At 43.1% G+C, this 19,522-nt stretch carries 19 protein-coding genes and 1 tRNA gene; 2 read left to right on the forward strand and 18 right to left on the reverse strand.

Annotation, left to right across the window (positions count from 1 at the left end; genetic code table 11):
- Window positions 1-531 precede the first annotated feature (531 nt).
- Entirely contained in the window at window positions 532-663 is a 132-nt protein-coding gene (locus OCU90_RS11365) for a hypothetical protein (protein ID WP_261809209.1), read from the forward strand.
- 225 nt (window positions 664-888) lie between these two features.
- On the opposite strand, the gene gltS is transcribed toward OCU90_RS11365, so the two are convergent.
- The 4 genes from gltS to OCU90_RS11385 all read right to left on the reverse strand — a co-directional run bounded on the left by gltS (window position 889) and on the right by OCU90_RS11385 (window position 5,813).
- Window positions 889-2,103, reverse strand: a complete 1,215-nt coding sequence (gene gltS, locus OCU90_RS11370) for a sodium/glutamate symporter (protein ID WP_061021785.1) — start codon at window positions 2,101-2,103, stop codon at window positions 889-891.
- A gap of 254 nt (window positions 2,104-2,357) precedes the next feature.
- A tRNA-Ser gene (locus OCU90_RS11375) sits at window positions 2,358-2,448 on the reverse strand.
- Between the two features lie 180 nt (window positions 2,449-2,628).
- Window positions 2,629-3,078 carry an L-alanine exporter AlaE gene (locus tag OCU90_RS11380; protein WP_061021786.1) on the reverse strand — a complete coding sequence of 150 codons (450 nt, stop codon included), beginning with the start codon at window positions 3,076-3,078 and terminating at the stop codon, window positions 2,629-2,631.
- A 248-nt stretch (window positions 3,079-3,326) separates the two neighbouring features.
- The gene (locus OCU90_RS11385) at window positions 3,327-5,813 is read right to left on the reverse strand and encodes an ATP-binding protein (protein ID WP_457920961.1); all 2,487 of its coding nucleotides are present in this window, start codon (window positions 5,811-5,813) and stop codon (window positions 3,327-3,329) included.
- 138 nt (window positions 5,814-5,951) lie between these two features.
- Between OCU90_RS11385 and OCU90_RS11390 the strand changes: the two genes are divergently transcribed.
- Window positions 5,952-6,521 carry a UPF0149 family protein gene (locus OCU90_RS11390; RefSeq protein ID WP_017083925.1) on the forward strand — a complete coding sequence of 190 codons (570 nt, stop codon included), beginning with the start codon at window positions 5,952-5,954 and terminating at the stop codon, window positions 6,519-6,521.
- Window positions 6,522-6,598: 77 nt separating this feature from the next.
- Here the strand turns inward: OCU90_RS11390 and OCU90_RS11395 are convergent, their stop codons facing one another.
- The 14 genes from OCU90_RS11395 to ruvB all read right to left on the reverse strand — a co-directional run bounded on the left by OCU90_RS11395 (window position 6,599) and on the right by ruvB (window position 19,464).
- Window positions 6,599-7,630 (reverse strand): potassium channel family protein, encoded by a 1,032-nt coding sequence (locus OCU90_RS11395; protein ID WP_061021790.1) that lies wholly within the window; start codon window positions 7,628-7,630, stop codon window positions 6,599-6,601.
- A 174-nt stretch (window positions 7,631-7,804) separates the two neighbouring features.
- Window positions 7,805-8,866: a quinolinate synthase NadA gene (nadA, locus tag OCU90_RS11400; RefSeq protein ID WP_004736488.1), complete on the reverse strand. Its 1,062-nt coding sequence runs from the start codon at window positions 8,864-8,866 to the stop codon at window positions 7,805-7,807.
- Between the two features lie 210 nt (window positions 8,867-9,076).
- Entirely contained in the window at window positions 9,077-9,865 is a 789-nt protein-coding gene (gene ybgF, locus OCU90_RS11405; protein ID WP_061021792.1) for a tol-pal system protein YbgF, read from the reverse strand.
- A 33-nt stretch (window positions 9,866-9,898) separates the two neighbouring features.
- Window positions 9,899-10,441: a peptidoglycan-associated lipoprotein Pal gene (pal, locus tag OCU90_RS11410; RefSeq protein WP_004736484.1), complete on the reverse strand. Its 543-nt coding sequence runs from the start codon at window positions 10,439-10,441 to the stop codon at window positions 9,899-9,901.
- A gap of 111 nt (window positions 10,442-10,552) precedes the next feature.
- Window positions 10,553-11,905 (reverse strand): Tol-Pal system beta propeller repeat protein TolB, encoded by a 1,353-nt coding sequence (tolB, locus tag OCU90_RS11415; RefSeq protein WP_061021794.1) that lies wholly within the window; start codon window positions 11,903-11,905, stop codon window positions 10,553-10,555.
- A gap of 11 nt (window positions 11,906-11,916) precedes the next feature.
- The gene (tolA, locus tag OCU90_RS11420; RefSeq protein WP_061021796.1) at window positions 11,917-12,981 is read right to left on the reverse strand and encodes a cell envelope integrity protein TolA; all 1,065 of its coding nucleotides are present in this window, start codon (window positions 12,979-12,981) and stop codon (window positions 11,917-11,919) included.
- Window positions 12,982-12,994: 13 nt separating this feature from the next.
- Entirely contained in the window at window positions 12,995-13,438 is a 444-nt protein-coding gene (gene tolR / locus OCU90_RS11425) for a protein TolR (RefSeq protein WP_004736481.1), read from the reverse strand.
- Window positions 13,439-13,441: 3 nt separating this feature from the next.
- Complete coding sequence (tolQ, locus tag OCU90_RS11430) at window positions 13,442-14,125, reverse strand: protein TolQ (protein ID WP_004736480.1); 684 nt, start codon at window positions 14,123-14,125, stop codon at window positions 13,442-13,444.
- The gene (gene ybgC, locus OCU90_RS11435; protein WP_315973122.1) at window positions 14,115-14,558 is read right to left on the reverse strand and encodes a tol-pal system-associated acyl-CoA thioesterase; all 444 of its coding nucleotides are present in this window, start codon (window positions 14,556-14,558) and stop codon (window positions 14,115-14,117) included. The genes tolQ and ybgC overlap by 11 nt, the downstream gene beginning before the upstream one ends.
- Before the next feature lie 166 nt (window positions 14,559-14,724).
- Complete coding sequence (gene ybgE / locus OCU90_RS11440; RefSeq protein ID WP_061021798.1) at window positions 14,725-15,027, reverse strand: cyd operon protein YbgE; 303 nt, start codon at window positions 15,025-15,027, stop codon at window positions 14,725-14,727.
- A complete protein-coding gene (cydX, locus tag OCU90_RS11445) occupies window positions 15,020-15,127 on the reverse strand; it encodes a cytochrome bd-I oxidase subunit CydX (RefSeq protein WP_000270284.1) in 108 nt (35 codons plus the stop codon). Before cydX ends, ybgE begins: the two co-directional genes overlap by 8 nt.
- A 31-nt stretch (window positions 15,128-15,158) precedes the next feature.
- A complete protein-coding gene (gene cydB, locus OCU90_RS11450) occupies window positions 15,159-16,295 on the reverse strand; it encodes a cytochrome d ubiquinol oxidase subunit II (protein WP_017105749.1) in 1,137 nt (378 codons plus the stop codon).
- A 13-nt stretch (window positions 16,296-16,308) separates the two neighbouring features.
- Window positions 16,309-17,895: a cytochrome ubiquinol oxidase subunit I gene (gene cydA, locus OCU90_RS11455; RefSeq protein WP_029223557.1), complete on the reverse strand. Its 1,587-nt coding sequence runs from the start codon at window positions 17,893-17,895 to the stop codon at window positions 16,309-16,311.
- Window positions 17,896-18,447: 552 nt separating this feature from the next.
- Window positions 18,448-19,464 (reverse strand): Holliday junction branch migration DNA helicase RuvB, encoded by a 1,017-nt coding sequence (gene ruvB / locus OCU90_RS11460; protein WP_017083931.1) that lies wholly within the window; start codon window positions 19,462-19,464, stop codon window positions 18,448-18,450.
- Window positions 19,465-19,522: the final 58 nt, after the last annotated feature.

The following is a 19,522-nucleotide window of genomic DNA, read 5'->3' on the forward strand; positions in this document are numbered from 1 at the left end:
AGCATTTTCATATTGTTTTAATTATCTATAGATAGAGAAAACAATTGGTTTCTAATCTAATTTATTTAATCCTCTCCATATATATTGTGCAATATTTAGACTCCAACGCCGATTTCTAACCCTCAACTTTTCTATTCACCAAGAAAAATAGAACAGTAATCATACAAAAAATATAGAAACCTTTGATAGTTTAATCAACAGACACAATACTGACAAAGGTGTCAATATAATCCAGTAGTAATGCTGAACATAGATAATAAAGGTTTAATATTTAATTTTATATTTGAATAATATTACTTTAATTAAGACATAATAAACCGTTAACAACAATCCACCTCACTGTGTTCTGATTCCTGTAAATAATTAAACGAGCACCAGAATTGCAAATCGAATTCTATACTCATTGAAAGGGGCCTAAATCAGCGTACACTCTGTCAGTACTTGGGGGTTGATGAGAAACTCATCGGAGCATAGACATGTATGTCTAGATCATAGAGGGGATAATAAGAAAGAATGTTGTAAGGTGCTGTAATGAGCGGTGATAAGTTACTCCTATATAAATCAAACGAGAATTACCATGAGCGTTCACGTCTAAAACAGCAATGGCTAGATGTAGTGGAAAAACGTGGCCAACTCGCTTTGAAAATCACAGCACTCAAGTAGGTACAGCGCTTATCAAGCGCTACAAAAATAATAGAGTTAGATACACTTAGCAAAAACTAACAACAATAGTGTTTTGGTATGATGTCTCTCAATTTAACCTGACCAACAACGTTCCATTGAACCTAGCATTATCAACAAATGTGGCAGGTCACAATATTAAATCACTAGTAGCTTACTCTATTGAGCAAACTACTAATCATCTAGTTTGTGAAGCAACGGCTTCACCTACATCCCAACAAAGAAACTGATCACTAGCGCGTTGATCAAATCAACAAAGAATCCACACACTAATGGCACCACAATGAACGCTTGTGGGCTTGCGCCATAGCGGTGAGTTACCGCGGTCATATTAACAATTGCAGTTGCTGTCGAACCAAGGGTGATACCACCGAAGCCTGAACATATCACCACAGAATCATAGTTTCGTCCCATTAGGTAATAAACGACGAATATCGTAAACAGCAGTGAAAGCAGGATCTGGATACTCATGACAACAGAGATATAGCCAAACAGTCCATCGAGATCCCAGATACGCAGCCCCATCAAGGCCATGGTCAAGAACATACCTAAACAGATGTCAGAGATCATCGCTAAGCCTTTGCGGCCTTGAGCAATTTTCTCTTGTGTACGGCTCTTCTTGAACAGCGCTCGACCAATGTTTCCGATCAGGATACCGGCAATTAAGCAGCTTACGAATAACGGCAGTTTTAGGCCCATTGAGTCAATAACTTCACTCAAGCTGTAGCCTAGCATGAGAGTTAGGTTTAGGATTAACCACGCCCACAGTACTCCGTAGTGGCTTAGCTCTGTCTTTGTTTCACTCTCTTGGTATGCACCAACTGTCACTTCTTCTTCATTGGATGGGCTCACTTTGTGTTTATTGAGTAGGTAGTTGGCAATCGGGCCACCAATCACACACGCAGCAATCAAACCAACCGTGTTTGACGCCACACCTAGCTCTAGCGCGTTAGCGATACCGAACTCTTCCACAAACATTGGCGCCCACGCTAACGTTGTTCCTACGCCACCTATCAAACTAACAGAGCCGGACAGCAAGCCTGCTTTCGCATCCATTCCAAAGCCAGAAGCTACAGCCATCCCTACCACGTTTTGCAGAACGATAAAGACGGCAGCAAGAAACAATAGAATGAACAACGGACGCCCACCCTTAATCAGTGTCTTAATATCCGCTTGGAGTCCGATACCAGCAAAAAAGTAGAGAAGTAAAAAGTCTCTGACATCTAGGCTAAAGGTGATTTGGATTTCAAAAATATAGTAAAGCGCCGCTACGGTCGCAGCACAAACAAAGCCACCAATCACAGGCTCTGGTAGTGAATACTTTCTTAATACTTCAGATCGTTCAATCAAACCTTTACCGATAAACAGTAACGAAATCGCGATAGTAAAAGAGAGCATTGGAGAAACTAGGGTTTCTGTCATGGGGTAATGAATTCCTAATAGTTAGATTATTAATAATATTTCGTACTATTAATAATCTAGATTCATACCGAAAGATCAAGCGTTTATCGATGATAAAAACACCAAATATGGTTCATTCTACGACGCCATTAATAGAGGAAATAACTGTAAAGAAATGATTAAAGGGACTGATACTAGGGATGGATGTAGATGACGTGAAATATAGGGGCTCTAAAACGAGAAAACCCCAGCATTTCTGCTAGGGTTTTGAATAGTGGTGGAAGGATGGGGATTTGAACCCCAGATACGCTATAAACGTATACTCGCTTTCCAGGCGAGCGCCTTAAGCCACTCAGCCATCCTTCCACAAATTGTGTGTTGAGCTTGTCACTCAACGAGGCGCTACTTTATTGATTCTGCTTGCTTTGGTCAAGGGGCATTCTCAAAAAAAGTGGCTTTTTCGGTTTGTTCGATTACAAATTAACTCATTAGATCAAAAACAAACCAAATTTCATTCTTTCGCTCCACTTACGCTTGTTGCTTTTCTTAAGCTTGTTGATAGTAGCCCGGAACTCGAAACCATTTACGGCACATATCTAGGAAGTAGCCATAAAGTACGCCCATACCACACGAGATAACCGCATTACTGGTTACAGCCGTAACGATCTGGTCGCTTGAAGCACCCACCGCCAATAAAATACCGGCATACACAGGCGACTGGAACAACACGTAAGCTAAAAGGTCAGAAAGATTCTTCATCAACGAACTTTGTGAAAGCTTTGCACCATTACGTAAAAACCAATCACGAAAAAGACCATAAGGCCAAGCAATAGCAATGTTCACTGGGATAGATAACGTTCGAGAAGCGAGAGACTGCTCAAATGTCATACCAGAAATAAACACTTCTACGATCATGCCTGAAATAAAACAGAAAACGACCATAGCAAATGTATCCGCAGCTGCGTTTCGAATACAAAATGGACCACGAGACTTCATCGACGCCAAACCTAAAATATATCACTGCCTATTGAGTGAATTAGTAACATATAAACAAGGTGTATTTACACCCTACCAGATAATGTCGCTATTAAATCATAAGATTAGCAGTCATACATTCCAAATTAAAAATCAAGTTGTAAATTAACAACCAAAAACGTCTTCAAAAGCAGTAGCTTCCACCAATAAATCAAACCAAGGTCAAATATTGGACAATTCGTCATTTACTTACCGTAATTAAACAACATTTAAGCCATCGGTAGATTTACAGTAATGATATTAATGACATCTTGTGTAGGTGGTGCTCCTAAAGAAACCTGCTCTAGCGCTTTATCGACTTGTTCAGTAAGTTCAGCGTTGTTCATAGGTTCAACGTGGGCACGTAGACTCTCTAGTGCAAATTGAATCAGTTCTAGGTTGTTGTCTTCTAGCGCCACATACAGCGTCACCAATAGCTCTTCGGTGTTATCTTTATTTCGCAGATCAGGTTTAGGCAGTGACTCGCTTTTACTTTTCGAGTCGTGTTTTTTTACATCTTGGCTTTCGAGAGCATCCGCTTTTACTTCATGGTATTGGTAAAGCTTATTTGAATAACGGAACAAGGCGTCATCCAGTTCACGCTCATCAATCGGCTTAGCGATAATGTAGTCCACACCCGCCCCTAGCATACGTTCGCGAGTCTCTTTAAAGACATCAGCCGTACAACCAAATACCAGTACCGATGACACATCACCTATCAAAGCACGAATCGCAGTGGTTGATTCAACGCCATCCATCACAGGCATATGGTTATCCATGAGTACCAAATCAAAGCGCTCAGCAACCACGGCTTGTATTGCAAGTTCACCATTTTCGACGCTCTTACAAGTGAAACCTTTGCTGCTCATGAAGGTTTCAATGATCACCGTATTCGTTCGGTTATCCTCGACAATCAATACTTTTAAGCCTGAGTAGTCCAACTTCTTATGTGGCAAGCTCTCTATCTCGCCAGGCTGGCATGGCTGAATCTTCAAGCGAACATCAAAGCTCGTGCCTATCCCTTCTTCACTGGTGACGGTAATACTGCCATCCATGAGTTGGGCAATTTTCTTCACTATCGCTAAGCCAAGGCCTGTGCCGCCAAAACGCCTTGTTGTGGAAGACTCCGCTTGTTCGAAAGGTTTGAAAATACGCTTTTGAGCCTCCTTAGAAATACCAATTCCGGTGTCGCGAACTCGAATACTAAGATAGGTGTCACTCCCCTCTATGACTTCTTTCAAGTACACCTCGACAAAGCCTCTGGAAGTAAACTTCACCGCGTTGTTCAAAAGATTAAACAAGATTTGTCGTAGACGTGCTTTATCTGAGAAGTACCAACGACCAGAAGGCACCTCAGAATACACTTTGAATTGCAGCCCTTTCTCTGAAGAGAGTGTGAAGTAGACACTGTTGATACTGCCGATGATCGAATCGAGTGGGAAGCGAGTCTCATCAAGATCCAACCTTCCCTGCTCGATCTTCGAAAAGTCTAAGATTTCGTTGAGTAAGGTCATCATGTGATCACCAGACTCATACAAACTCTTAAGATGCTTCTCTTGTTCAGAATTTAGAGGCGTTTTTAATAGGATCTGAGCAGTACCCAATACCCCATTCATAGGGGTACGAATTTCATGTGACAGGGTTGCAAGGAAAGCAGTTTTAGCATTGGTGGATGCCTGAGCTTTAACCTTTTCCGCTTCAAGATAAATGGTCTTTTCGTTGAACGTTTTAATCAAGTGACCAATTTCGTCTTCACTTGAGTAGTCAACATCTATGATTTCGCCTGCTTTCGAGCTATCTAGCTGTGCGGCAATCGTTGTAATTGGACTAATCAAATAACGGTTCAATAAGTAATAGCCCGCCATCACACAAAGTAGCAATAGTGGAACAATACCGCCCTCAATACTCATCACCTGACGAAATACTTCGTCTGCTACACGTGACTTAGAATTAACCACATCCACTTGCCAACCGAAATCACCAAATTGATTGCTACTGATGTAGATCCCTTCAACGAGATTGAAGTTATGCGAAACCAACACTTGATTGAGTTTATCTCTGAGCATAATGCCAAGATTGTATTCTTCGGCGTGGTTCTTGATAAAGCCTAGCAACTCTTCAAGTGAGAGATCCACCGTCGCAACGCCAGCAAAAATGCCGTCGTAATAATAAGGCGATGAAGCAGTAATCATTCGAACGTGTGTGTATGGGTCGATATACACATCGCTCCAAGAGATCGTTCCTTGTTTTTCGTTGACTACAGAGGTGTACCAATACTCTTCTTGATAGGGGGTGTTTTTAGGATTGTTGTAAGAAAACAGCTGATCAATTTTTCCATCGTCGGCTTTATTGAAAAAGTGGCTGTTAAGAAGCTTTTTAGGGTCAAGCGCATAAGGTTCAGGCCAAATTCCAGCACTGACGATCGTATCGTCGCTCGCCGCCAACATGAACTTAAAGAGCGGAATAACATCATCACCGTTACGATGTGCTTGCGCAAAGCCAACTAAACTATCAACAAAGCCTTGAGAGCTGCTGAGCGGCTCTGTAATCAATGCGGATAAAAGTTGCGTACGCAAGTCGAGGTTTTGTTGTAATTTGGCGCGCACAGGGGATTCTACGACGTAATACGTCACACTACCGACAATGGCAATAAACATCGCAAGGTATAACCCAAGCGCTACCATACTTTTTTTCTTTAAAGACGACCGTATCTGCATAATTCTTTGATTGTTTTCTTTTCTGTTAAACCTAGTGTTTATCATCCATGACATCAAGCCTTTTTAGATTGAAGCTTGATTGGCACAAGTTCATTGGTACTATAAGCGCAAATATGTTCCCTTTTACGGTACCTCACTTTGACTTTACAAGATATTCTTGCGCTTCCAGAGTTGGAAGGAAAGCTAATCACAGAACACAAAACAATGGGATTTGTCACTGCAATGGCAGCGGCACCTAATGTGTTAACCCCTCATGAGTGGCTACCGTTCTTATGGGGTGGCGAAGAAGTCGCGCCTTTTACGGATGGTGAGCAGCTAGAGAGCTACATTGAAGTTATCATCACGCTTTGGAATAAAACACGTCCTGAGCTAATTGAAGGAACGTGGGTTTGGCCTGAAGCTTGCCAATTGGATGATGCAGAAGTGGTGAATACCGCTGCTCGCGATTTCTGTGAAGGCTTACTTCAAGGCTGGCAGATCGCCCGTGATGACTGGGAAACATTGATGCCTGAAGAAAGCGAAGACAACGCACTCGTGGGCGGTGTGTTGCTTTCACTGAGCATGCTTTACGATCCAGAAACGTCAATTGCGACACTTGCAGAGCAAGGCATCGAAGGCCTAGAGCAATTCGAAGAGATCTTTAACGCTGTTCCTGTAATGCTTTGCGGATTAACGCAGCGTGGTATTGCCCTGGCTGAAGCTCAATAGAAGTTAGCTTTATACATACCCAAAAGGCCTCACAATGAGGCCTTTTTTCGTTTTTGGACGAGATTAAAATAGTAGATCTAGAAGCCTTTCCAATCGAAGTCATCAATTCGCTCGTCGGCGATATAAAATAGTTTAGTACCGCTGCTGATAACTTGGTCTAGTTCTGGGTTAAGTTCAATACCACCCCCCGTATCAATCGCGATCAGCGTTGCTTTGTACTTCTCTTTAAACACAGAGAAAATAGGCGCGACGGTGACAGGCTCAGCGTCTTCAGGGAAATACGTTGAATATTGTGTCATACCTCTTGTTGAGCTCAATAGCTCTTGATGAAGCGCACTTGAACCTGGGTCTACCGCAGCCTTTGCTAGCATCTCTGCACCCACAGCCGGAATACATTCAGAGTTTGGACAGTGTTTGTGTAGCAGGTCACTCAACGCTTCATCTTTAAAATAAACCAGCAAGTGAGCTTTCGGATTTCGGTTAGCACAGTAAAGTGCTGCAGACAGGGTGATGTCGTCTTCCGGGTTATCAATCAGGATGCAACTCGCAGACTCAATACCCGTTTTCTCCATCTCTTTGCCATCTGTGTAGCTGTTTACTTTGACGAAATTGATTTCACCGGGTAACGGGTTTTCGATATCTGAACGAGTACATAATACGATTGGTCGCTTACCCGTTTCTTCGTGTTGCAGCATGCGGATGAGGTGAATAGTTCTTTGTTCATTCCATCCCAATATCAAAATGTGGTTGTCCACTCTAACTCTCCTTTTCCCTAGCAAGCCCGCTCGCCAATATTCAACACCTTCTGTTGCCACTTTACCGAGTAATGCAGCAAAAAGGCTTAGTCCACCCGGAATCACAAATAGAATGACTATCCACTGCCCCGCAGCCGTGGTCGGTGACAAATCACCATAACCAACTGTAGAAGCCGTCACCACCAAGTAGTAAGCAAATACGGTAACCGAACTGGTTAAATCTGTTTCACCCGCCAAATACAGCATCGACCACGATAGAACTATGTAGCCAAGAAAAGTGAACAGTAAGTTTTTGCCATTCAAAACAAAGATGTTTGCTTTGATCCAGCGTTTGAGTTGTAACCAGATTATCATTCGAGCCTCTAATCCATTTCTCTTAGTTACATGCTAGAAAAAATACGCGATATCAACAAGATGTATCATCAGAAAAAGATACATGACCACAAGATTGATATGGTCGCCCTATACTCAGGTACAAAAAAACCAGCACTATTGGCTGGTTTTTCATACGTTAGATAAAAGAACGGCTTACGCGTTACCTTTTACCTGCACATTTAACTGCTCTGCAAAATCTAGCATACGGTTCAATGGAATAAGAGACTTAACGCGTAATTCGTCAGAAACGAAGATTTCGTGTTGCTCACCACCATGCTCAAGTGCATTTTCAATCGCTTCAAGGCCATTCATAGCCATCCAAGGACAGTGTGCGCAACTGCGACAAGTTGCACCAGCACCCGCAGTCGGCGCTTCAATCAGTTCTTTTTCAGGAACCAATTGTTGCATCTTGAAGAAGATACCTTTGTCTGTCGCAACAATCATCTGTGGATGAGGCAGCTCTTTTGCTTTCTTGATCAGTTGGCTTGTTGAGCCTACAGCATCAGCCAGTTCAACCACGCTTGCTGGTGATTCTGGGTGAACCAAAATAGCGGCTTCTGGATATACCGATTTCATTTTCTTCAGAGCATCAGCTGAGAACTCATCATGAACGATACACTCACCTTGCCAAAGCAACATGTCAGCGCCAGTTTGATTTGCAATGTAAGAACCTAGGTGGCGGTCTGGCCCCCAAATAATGGGTTTGCCTTCAGCATCTAAGCTTTCAACAATTTCCAAAGCGATGCTCGACGTAACGACCCAATCTGCACGAGCTTTAACAGCCGCAGAGGTGTTCGCGTATACAACCACTGTGTGGTCGGGGTGAGCATCACAAAATTCTGTAAACTTATCCGCAGGACAGCCAAGATCAAGTGAACATTCAGCTTCAAGCGTTGGCATTAAAATGCGTTTTTCAGGGGTAAGGATCTTTGCAGACTCACCCATAAAACGAACACCAGCGATGATCAAAGTGCTTGCTGAATGACGGTTACCAAACTTAGCCATTTCTAATGAATCGCCAACGAAACCACCAGTTTCTTCTGCCAGAGCCTGAATTTCAGGATCGGTGTAGTAGTGTGCAATTAGAACTGCATCTTTTTCTTGAAGTAGTTTTTTGATGTTTGCGATGTGGGCCTGTTTCTGAGCGTCGCTCAATGGAACTGGCTTAGGCGGAAACGGGTAAACTGTATCGATTTTATCTAGTATATGACTCATTGCTCTTGCTCTACGCAACTTCTTCCGAGGATTAGAGTATTCTACACAGGACAGCGATTGGGATCAAAAAGGATTGGTTGCAAGCGGTGACTAGCTAATACTTAAAACGCATAAACAAGGTGATGCGTTGGCGTCACAAACCTACTGAGTAAATATTAAAAGGAAGTAAGCAGGTATAAAAAAGAGGTACCTGAGCACCCCTATTTTGTTTTATAAGTGGGTTTTAGCCACTTTAGCCGAAGCACTGTTTGGGTACTCGGTAACGACTTGTTGGTAATATTTCTTAGCTTGCGTCGCGTTGTTGTTGCGTGCAGCTATGTCACCAAGCTTAACCAGTGCATCTGCTCGCTTATTTGAGTCTTTGTATGACACAACAGCGGCAAAGCTCTTCACGGCTTCTTTATCTTGCTTCTTAGCAAAATAAAGCTGACCTAACCAGTAGTGTGAGTTAGGTGTGAAGGTTGAATCTGGGAAGTCTTTTTGAAACTTTTGAAATGCTGCGATAGCACCCGTGTAGTCTCGTTGCTTTAGAATCATATCTACAGCATTTTGATAAGCGGTTTGCTCATCCACATCAGTACTGAACGTACCAGAAGCGTCTTTAGAGCCTTCGCTCGCCGCTACTGCTACCGTTGCTGTTCCTGCTGCTTTCACCTCGCCTCTCACACGATCCAGTTCAATGAACAGTTCGCGTTGGCGCTCTAGCATTTGCTTCATATCGTAGCTGTTTCGTTCCAGCTCACCACGAAGTTCACTGATCTCCAGTGCCATGTCGTCGATTTGCTGTTGCATTTGAAGCTGAACGAGATTGCGATTTTGAAGCAGGCGCTCTAAACGCTCAATATCTGATTCGTTAGATGCAGACGCTGCTCGAGAGGAAGATGATGAATTGGTTGCGGTGCTATTGAGATCGGATACTGGAGCTGGTGCAGCGAACGTAGTGTTCGCTGCACTTGCCAGTAACGAAAGCAAAATGACTCGCTTTGTGTTACTGAACATGAGGCAATTCCTCAATTATATAGTCTACTAAAATTAGTAAACTAGTACTGCACGACGGTTTTTAGCGTACACATCTTCAGATTGACCTAGAAGAAGTGGCTTCTCTTCACCGTAGCTTACGATAGAGATTTGGTCTGCTTGAACACCTAGAGCTTGTAGGTATTTAGCTACAGCTTGTGCACGACGCTCGCCAAGTGCGATGTTGTACTCAGGAGTACCGCGTTCGTCAGCGTGACCTTCGATAGTAACGTTCATGTCAACGTTGTTGCTTAGGTAAGCTGCGTGAGCTGCTAGAATTTCTTCGTAGTCGCCAGCGATAGTAGAGTTATCGAATGCAAAGTAGATTGTTTGAGTTTCGCGTAGCGCTTGCTCTTTAAGCTCTTGCTCAGACAGTTGAGCGTTAGCATCAATTGGCGTTACAACAGTTGTGTCTACGTTGCCTTCTGAACCTGAAGTTGTTTGGTTGCTTTCAGTACCTGAAGTTGCAGATGTTGCTTCATCAGTTGAGCTACATGCCGTTACTGCCATCACTGGTAGTGCAATCATCAAGCCTTTAAGAACTTTGTTAAGTTGCATCTTTTTTTCCTTACGTTATCAAACTTAGTTTCTACAGCGACTAAGTGCTATAGATAGTTAATTGCCATAATAGTTAACACTATCAATAGCTAAAAGAATGTATCACTTTAACTAGAGGAACGGTGACCATGCAGGCGCTCTTACACGTCCGTTGGTTGCCGGTAATCTAGCTTTGAAACGGCCATCGATAGAAACCATCGATAATACGTTAGTTTTGTTGTAAATAGAGCTATAGATAACCATACCTCCATTCGGTGCAATACTTGGAGATTCATCTAACAATGTCTTTGTTAGCACCTGAACCGCACCGGTTTCCAAATCTTGCTTAGCCAAGTTAAAACCTGAGTTGCTACGATTGACCATGATTAGGAATCGACCATCAGGGGTGATCTGGCCACCTAAGTTTTGGCTACCTTGCCAAGTAATACGAGAAGTCGAATTATTGGACAAATTTACATTATAAATCTGTGGTTTACCACCACGATCCGATGTGAAAATAAGAGACTTGCCATCTGGGTGCCAGAATGGTTCCGTGTTATTAGAACGGCCGCGGGTAATTTGAGTCAACTTACGGCTAGCAAGGTCAAGTGTGTACACCTGAAGGCTGCCTGTTTTAGACAATACCAATGCCAATGTTTTACCATCTGGCGAGAATCTTGGCGCACCATTATGACGAGGATATGACGTTACTTTCTCACGCTCACCCGTGTAAATATTCATGATGAATATTTCAGCTTGGCCATTTTGGAAACTCACATAAGCAAGCTTTTTGCCATCTGGTGACCATGCCGGTGACATTAGAGGTTGCTTAGAACGAAGCACCAAGCGCTCGTTAAACCCATCGTAGTCAGCAACACGAAGTTGGTATGGGTATTTATCTTTGTCGTTCACTACCACATAAGAGATACGTGTTAAGAACGCACCTTTCTCGCCAGTCAGTTCTTCATACACTAAATCAGAAATACGGTGTGCGTATTCTCTCAAGCGTTTGCCCGGAACTGTTGCCTTTTTGTTGAACAACACGTGGTCTTTAGAAAGTACCAGTTGGCCCTCATCACTTAGTGCACGGCTTTGTCCTTTGGTCAGTTGACCACGAACAATGTCAATCAACTGGTAGTTGACTACATATTGCCCTTCAGCATTTTTAGTGATGCTACCTGTTAGCAATGAATCAACGCCTAAGTTAGTCCAAGCATCAAAATCCACCTCACTTTCGCTGTAAGGCGTCTGTGGCATTTTGCTTGTTGCAACTGGGCTGAATTTACCACTGCGTTGTAAGTCAGAAGCAATAACCGCTGATACATCGTGTGGCAATGGCTCTGCGCCTTCCCAACGGAAAGGGACAATAGCGATAGGTCTTGCGGAGTTAATACCGTCTGTAATGACAAGCTCTAGAGCTGCATTTGCGACTTGAACACCGCTAAACAGTAAAATACTCAGAGTAAATAATAGTTTTTTAAACACACTACATTCCTTTATAGCTCAACGGTTAAATTGATGTCTTTGAGTTTATCAACGATTGCAGGATCAGACGGTAATGGAAATGTTCCCGTTTGAGCAACTGCGCGTTTACTTGCTTCACAAAGGCGACTATCTCCACTCAAAATACTAACGCTCTTAACGATAGCATTTGAACCTGTAGCAAGTAGCCGTAAATTAACTCTACATGATTTACCTGAGAAGCTATCTTCAACACGTAAGTTGCCTTGTATCATTTGTTTGTAGATTTCGCCGTAACGCTGCGCTTCATCATCAATAAATTGTTGTTTAGCCGAAGAGTTTTGAGTCGCTTCAGTTTCAAGATCAGCAAAGATATCGTTCAATGCTGCTTCTTGCTGTTTACGCTCTTTTTCAGCTTTTGCTGCAGCTTCTTTTGCTTTGCGCGCTTTCTCCGCTGCGGCTGCCGCTTCTTTCTCTTTCGCTATACGTTGCTTTTCGGCACGTTCAGCGGCTTCTTTTTCTTTGCGAGCTTTATCTGCAGCTTCTTTCGCGGCTTTTTCTTTTGCCACGCGTTCTTGTTCAGCTTTAGCAATCGCCACTTCTTTGGCTTTGCGCTCTTTTTCCGCTTTCACAACCGCTGCTTCTTTCAATTTACGATCAGCTTCTGCTTTAGCGGCTTTCTTTTGTTCTTGCTTTAAACGAGTCTCTTCAACTTTACGTTGTTTTTCATTCTCAACTCGACGCTTTTCCGCTTCGCGAGCGGCTTTCGCTTCTTTAGCCTGCTTTTCTTTCAGCTTTCGAATGTTCTCTTCTTCAGCTTTACGATTTTTTTCAAGTCGTTCGCTTTCGCGTCTTAGTTTGTCTAGACGCTCTTGCTCTTTCTTACTCGCTGCTTCTCTTTGTTGACGAATCTGTTGAGCTTGTTGGCGAACCAACTGAGGATCAATCACCACGGCTTGAACCATCTGCCCAGTAGGCTTTGGTTCCGACATTGTGAAATCCGCCCCCCAAATAAGCGCAACGAATAAGATGACGTGCAGCCCAAGAGAGATAAGAAGCGGTGATCTAAAATTATTGGATTTCTTATTATTCGCTTTCATGAATGCTACGGAGCTATTCCCTTATATCCGTTAATAGGCCAACCTTTGGCACACCTGCACGGCTTAATTCATCAAGTAATAAAACCACTTCAGCGTAAGGCGTTGCGGCATCACCACCAACCGCCACTGGAGAGTTTGGCTTAAGAGACAGCTCGGCTTTCACTCGGACGATAATGTCTTCCATTGATAAGCCACGCTGTACTTCTTCGTTATTCACACTCAAACCAAGCTCACCGTCTTTGTTCACTTCAACGATAATAAAGCTCGCATTGTCGTCACCCAATAGATCTTGTGCAGACTGAGCCGTTGAAGCCTTAGGCAATTCAACGTCTACGCCTTGAGTAACGAATGGCGAAGTCACCATAAAAATAATCAGCAAAACAAGCATAACGTCGATGTAAGGTACAACGTTAATCTCTGCTGTCATTTTGCGTTTTTTAGGTTGGTATCCGGCCATCTATTATTCCCTGCCAGCCATCGCTTGACGGTGAAGAATACTGTGGAACTCTTCAGAGAAAGTCGCATAGTTGTGCTCTAGCTTACCGACTCGACTGCTAAAGCGGTTGTAAGCCATAACAGCAGGAATTGCTGCAAATAGGCCCATTGCTGTCGCGATCAGTGCCTCTGCAATACCAGGAGCAACCATTGCTAATGTCGCTTGCTTCACTTCACCTAATGCGATGAATGAGTGCATGATGCCCCAAACCGTACCAAATAGGCCGATGTATGGACTGATAGAACCGACCGTTGCTAGGAAAGGTAAGTTGGTTTCTAGCTCGTCTACTTCACGGGCAACCGCTACGCGCATTGCACGGCCAGTACCTTCCATAATGAAGTCAGGAGATGTTGCATTCGATTTACGAAGGCGAGCAAACTCAGTAAAGCCTGCGTAGAAAATTTCTTCAGTACCAGAAAGCTCGTCTTTGCGCTTATTGCTCTCTTGGTACAGTTTTGCGAGATCAACGCCTGACCAGAACTTATCTTCAAATACGTCAGTTTGTTTAGAAGCTTGAGATAATACTTTACTTCTTTTTATGATCATTGCCCAAGAAACAACAGACATGCCCATAAGAATCAGCATGACCATCTTAACTAGTAAGCTAGCTTCTAAAATTAGGCCTAAGATTGAGATTTCAGCAGTCACTATTCGTTAGCTCCGTGAGAATAAATGTTGGCATTGCTTTGGGTTTCATTTTTTGATTATCGATACATGCTACCTTAACCATTGCTTTACACAATGCCTTGCCATCAGGATTTACGATCTCTTGACAGAAGACCAAGGTAGCTCGCTTCAACTCGTAAATATTTGTAATGACTTGTAAAGAATCATCAAGTCGCGCACCTTGAATAAAATCAATGTCCATATGTCGGACTACAAAACCGATATTTTGTTCTAACAAGACTTGCTGAGAGACGCCAATTGAGCGCAACATCTCAGTTCGAGCGCGTTCGAAAAACTTAAGATAGTTTGAATGGTATACAACACCACCTGCATCGGTGTCTTCGTAATACACTGTCACTGGCCACGTAAATGGCTTAGATATTCCCTGCAATTTGATACCACAATCCGAAACGATAAAGATCTCACTATAACCTAACTCCTTATCATTAATAGTATATCGCTGTGAATTTTTTGATTTAATAGACGAAAAAAAAGGCCATCTGTATAAGATGACCTCTTTTTGGCTAAAAACCCAACAAGTATAAAGGTTCACGTCGTTATGAACCTAAATCTTCTGCCTTTTATAAAAGACGCAACACCGTTAGGTAGAGCAAAATTGTGAGTGAAACGTATGGGCTAAACAGTAGCTGCCACATCCAAGCTCTTGGCTTAAAACCGATACCATAAACCATGCTAGAGCATACAGCCCAGATGAACATAGGCCCAATGATAGCGTTAAAGCCACCGATGCTTGCTGCATACGTTTCAGGATCCCACATTACTAAACCAACATGCATGAAACCCAATATTAGGGATAAAGCTCTTAACAGAGTCTTATCCATTGGTTGATGTAATTTAGCAACTTGCTCTGCGAGATTACTCACTGTCTTTATCCATCATTTCTGAATGCTCAAGCCAAAGAGCATTGATGATGCCGAATGCACATGCTAGAAGTACACCCAAAATCCATGCGAAATACCACATAAAATTTCTCCTAAGTTATTTAACTTCTAGCTTAGTAAGCTGAAACGTCGTTATCTTCGATGTGTTTCTTATCTAGACGACCAAACATTTTGTAGTATGTCCAAGTCGTGTAGCCCAGAATCACAGGAACCATTACCGCCGCAACTCCAGTCATAAGACCAAGCGTTAGCTCACTTGCTGTTGAATCCCACATAGTCAAACTATGGCTAGGGTTCAGGCTTGATGGCATTACGAATGGGAACATTGCAAAACCAGCCGTTAAAATAACACCAGCGTTAGATAGGCTTGAGAACAAGAATGCGAAACCACCACGCTCAAAGCGAGATGCAATTACAGCAAGTAGTGGCATTGCTACACCAAGAATCGGCGCAGCCCACATTGCTGGATACGTTTCGAAGTTTGTCATCCAAGCACCAACTTGAAGTGATACTTCTTTGTTTAGTGGGTTTGAATCAGCAAACGTGTCCATCGTGCTTGTAATTACATAGCCTTCGATAGATTGAACCCAGAAGCCACCAATAACGAACAGAGCAATAGCAATAACACCAGTGATCTGAGCAACATTACGAGCGCGACTGTGCAGCTCTTCTGTTGTCTTCATTTGAAGCCATGTTGCACCTTGCATCACGAACAACATCAGAGCCAACACACCACAAAGCAATGCAAACGGGTTTAGCAGAGCGAAGAACGTACCATGGTACTTAGACATCATGAATTCGTTCAGTTCGAATGGAACACCTTGTAATAGGTTACCAAATGCCACACCGAAAATGATTGGTGGAACTGTGCCACTAAAGCAAAGTGCGTAGTCCCAAGTCTTACGCCATTTTGGATCTTCAATCTTAGAACGGTAATCAAGAGCAAGTGGTCGTAACCAAAGCGCTGCTAACGTCGCATACATTGCGAAGTAGAAACCAGAGAAAGATGTCGCGTAAACCAGTGGCCATGCAGCAAACAATGCACCACCCGCAGTGATAAGCCAAACTTGGTTACCATCCCAGTGAGGGGCAATCGTGTTTAGCATAATACGACGTTCAGTGTCGCTCTTACCGATAACTGGTGAAAGGGCTGCAACACCCATATCGAAGCCATCAGTTACGGCGAAACCAACCAGTAGAACACCGATCAATACCCACCAAATAAGTCGTAAGCTTTCGTAATCAAACATAATATTCCCTCACTTATACTTCGACTGAACGGCTAACTTTGTCTTCAACAGAGTTATCGTTTTGTTCGAAGTGGTAACGGCCTGTCTTTAAGCTACTTGGACCTTTACGTGCGAATTTCAGCATTAGGTAAACTTCAGCAATTAAGAACACTGTGTACAGTGCCAGAATAGCGAATAGTGAAGTCCAAAGCTGTTCAATAGTTAGTGCTGATGCAGCCACGTTAACCGGTAGGATTTCACCCACCGCCCATGGTTGACGACCAAATTCAGCAACGAACCAACCCGCTTCGATCGCAATCCAAGGTAGTGGGATTGAGAATAGCGCAGCTTTAAGTATCCATGGTTTCTGTTCGATCTTCTGACGACACGTTTGAACAAACGCCGCACCGAATACAAACAGCATGATGAAGCCACAAGCAACCATCAGACGGAACGACCAGAATAGAGGCCAAACTGTTGGGATAGAATCATCCGCAGCCATTTGGATTTGATCTTCTGTTGCATCAACAACGTCGTCTGTGTAGCGCTTAAGAAGCAGACCGTAACCTAGGTCACCTTTCACTTCGTCGAACGCTGCAATGTTTTCTTCAGACTTGTCGCCTGAACGTAGCTTTTCAAGCAGCTCGTATGCGTACATACCAGTACGGATACGATCAACGTGATCATCACGTAAGTCACGCAGACCCGTTACTTCAGTATCAAGAGAACGCGTTGCGATGATGCCCATTACGTATGGGATTTTAATTGCGTAGTCAGTATTCATTGTTTCTTGGTTTGGAATACCAAAAACAGTAAATGCGGCTGGTGCTTCTTCAGTGTGCCACTCGGCTTCTACCGCAGCGAGCTTCACTTTTTGAACTTCACCAAGCTCGTAACCAGATTCATCACCTAGCACGATTACTGACAAGATCGCCGCCATACCGAAAGATGCTGCAATCGCAAAAGAACGACGAGCAAAGGCAAGGTCACGACCTTTAAGAATGTAGTATGAGCTGATACCAAGGATGAACATTGCACCCGTAGTGTAACCAGACGCTACTGTGTGTACGAATTTAACCTGCGCTACTGGGTTTAGGACAACTTCAGCGAAGCTCACCATTTCCATACGCATGGTTTCAAAGTTAAATTCCGCACCCACTGGGTTTTGCATCCAGCCGTTCGCTACCAAGATCCAAAGCGCTGAGAAGTTAGAGCCAAGAGCTACTAACCACGTTACCGCTAAGTGCTGACGCTTCGACAATCTGTCCCAACCGAAGAAGAAAAGACCAACAAAAGTAGACTCTAGGAAGAATGCAACAAGCGCTTCGATAGCCAGCGGAGCACCAAAGATGTCGCCAACATAGTGAGAATAGTAAGACCAGTTAGTACCGAACTGGAACTCCATGGTTAAGCCTGTCGCTACACCAAGAGCAAAGTTAATACCAAACAATTTACCCCAGAACTTAGTCATGTCCTTGTAAATTTGCTTGCCAGTCATTACATAAACTGACTCCATAATGGCAAGTAGAAATGCCATACCTAAAGTCAGTGGAACAAATAGGAAGTGATACATCGCTGTAAATGCAAATTGCAATCGCGACAGATCAACAACATCAATCATGGTAACTCCTTTGTGTCGGCTGAATGACACTTGTGTGATTATTCACCGCAAAAATCCATGTTAAAACAATTTGTGTAATTGTTATTACAAATTGAAATTTGTAGCAAAAACGTACCGTTATAGTTAGATTATTGTTAAGCATGAGCTAATATAGCTGGCGCTAATATTACTGGTAAAATCAGTATGTTTCAAAAGGTTTATAGGAGAACCTTGCGTTGATTTGTATCAATTTTATTCAAGCAAATTAGAGTTATTTTTGTACAACCATGATTAAAATCACACCAATTTAGCCTCTGTTAATAACAGCGCATGATATCTGTGACAAAAGCTCAGCACCACTTCAACATACGAATTACAACTACCTATAAAGTATTAACAAAAAATATGACAACTTATTTCATTTTTTGCTAGCTAAATTAAACCTGCAATCAAAGTTTTCATTTTTGACAGAGGCTATTCAGCCTTTTTATCGAATCGCTCAAAGAGTTGTTATTCAATAAAAAGCAAAAAATCCCAGCGCTTATGCAACTGGGATCTTTGAAAATGAATAATTTAACGATTAGACGGTTTATCTATTCCAAAGTGTAAATACGCTCTGTCGGTCGCGATTCGACCTCTTGGCGTTCTTTGTAAGTAACCTTGCTGAATCAAGTAAGGCTCCAACACATCTTCAATGGTGTCTCTCTCTTCACCAATCGCGGCTGCCATGTTGTCGATACCAACCGGACCACCGCCAAACTTCTCCATAATCGCAAGCAGAAGCTTTCTATCCATGTAGTCAAAGCCTTTGGCGTCAACGTCCAGCATGTTGAGTGCTTTATCTGCAACGTCTGGGCAAATATGTCCATCGCCTTTCACTTCCGCATAGTCACGAACACGACGTAATAAACGGTTAGCAATACGTGGTGTACCACGCGCACGGCGAGCAATTTCTAATGCACCTTCAGACTCCAGAGATAGGCCAAGGCAATCCGCGCTGCGTTGAACGATATTTTGAAGATCTTCTACTTTGTAGTACTCAAGACGCTGGGTAATGCCGAAACGGTCACGTAACGGAGACGTCAGTGAGCCAGCGCGAGTGGTTGCGCCAATCAAAGTGAAAGGAGGAAGGTCAATCTTGATAGAGCGAGCCGCAGGGCCTTCACCAATCATAATATCCAGTTGGTAATCTTCCATTGCTGGATACAGAACCTCTTCAACCACTGGGCTCAGACGGTGGATCTCATCAATGAACAGGACGTCATTTTCTTCAAGGTTAGTCAGTAGCGCCGCAAGGTCACCGGCTTTCTCAAGAACTGGGCCTGAAGTGGTACGGATGCTCACATCCATTTCATTGGCAACAATGTTCGCCAACGTGGTTTTACCTAAACCGGGAGGGCCAAAAATCAACAGATGATCCAGAGCTTCATTTCGCATTTGAGCGGCTTGAATGAAAATCTCCATCTGGTTACGAACGTGGTCCTGACCTTGATAGTCGGCAAGTGCTTTAGGGCGTATTGCGCGATCAATGACATCTTCATCTTTAAAGACCGGATTATCCGGTGCAATCAGGCGATCGGCTTCAATCATAAATTCTGTTATTCCTAACTCTGCTCTTCCTGACTCTGCGCTTCTTGACTCAGTGTAA

This window comes from Vibrio splendidus (genome assembly GCF_024347615.1).
Lineage (GTDB): Bacteria > Pseudomonadota > Gammaproteobacteria > Enterobacterales > Vibrionaceae > Vibrio > Vibrio splendidus.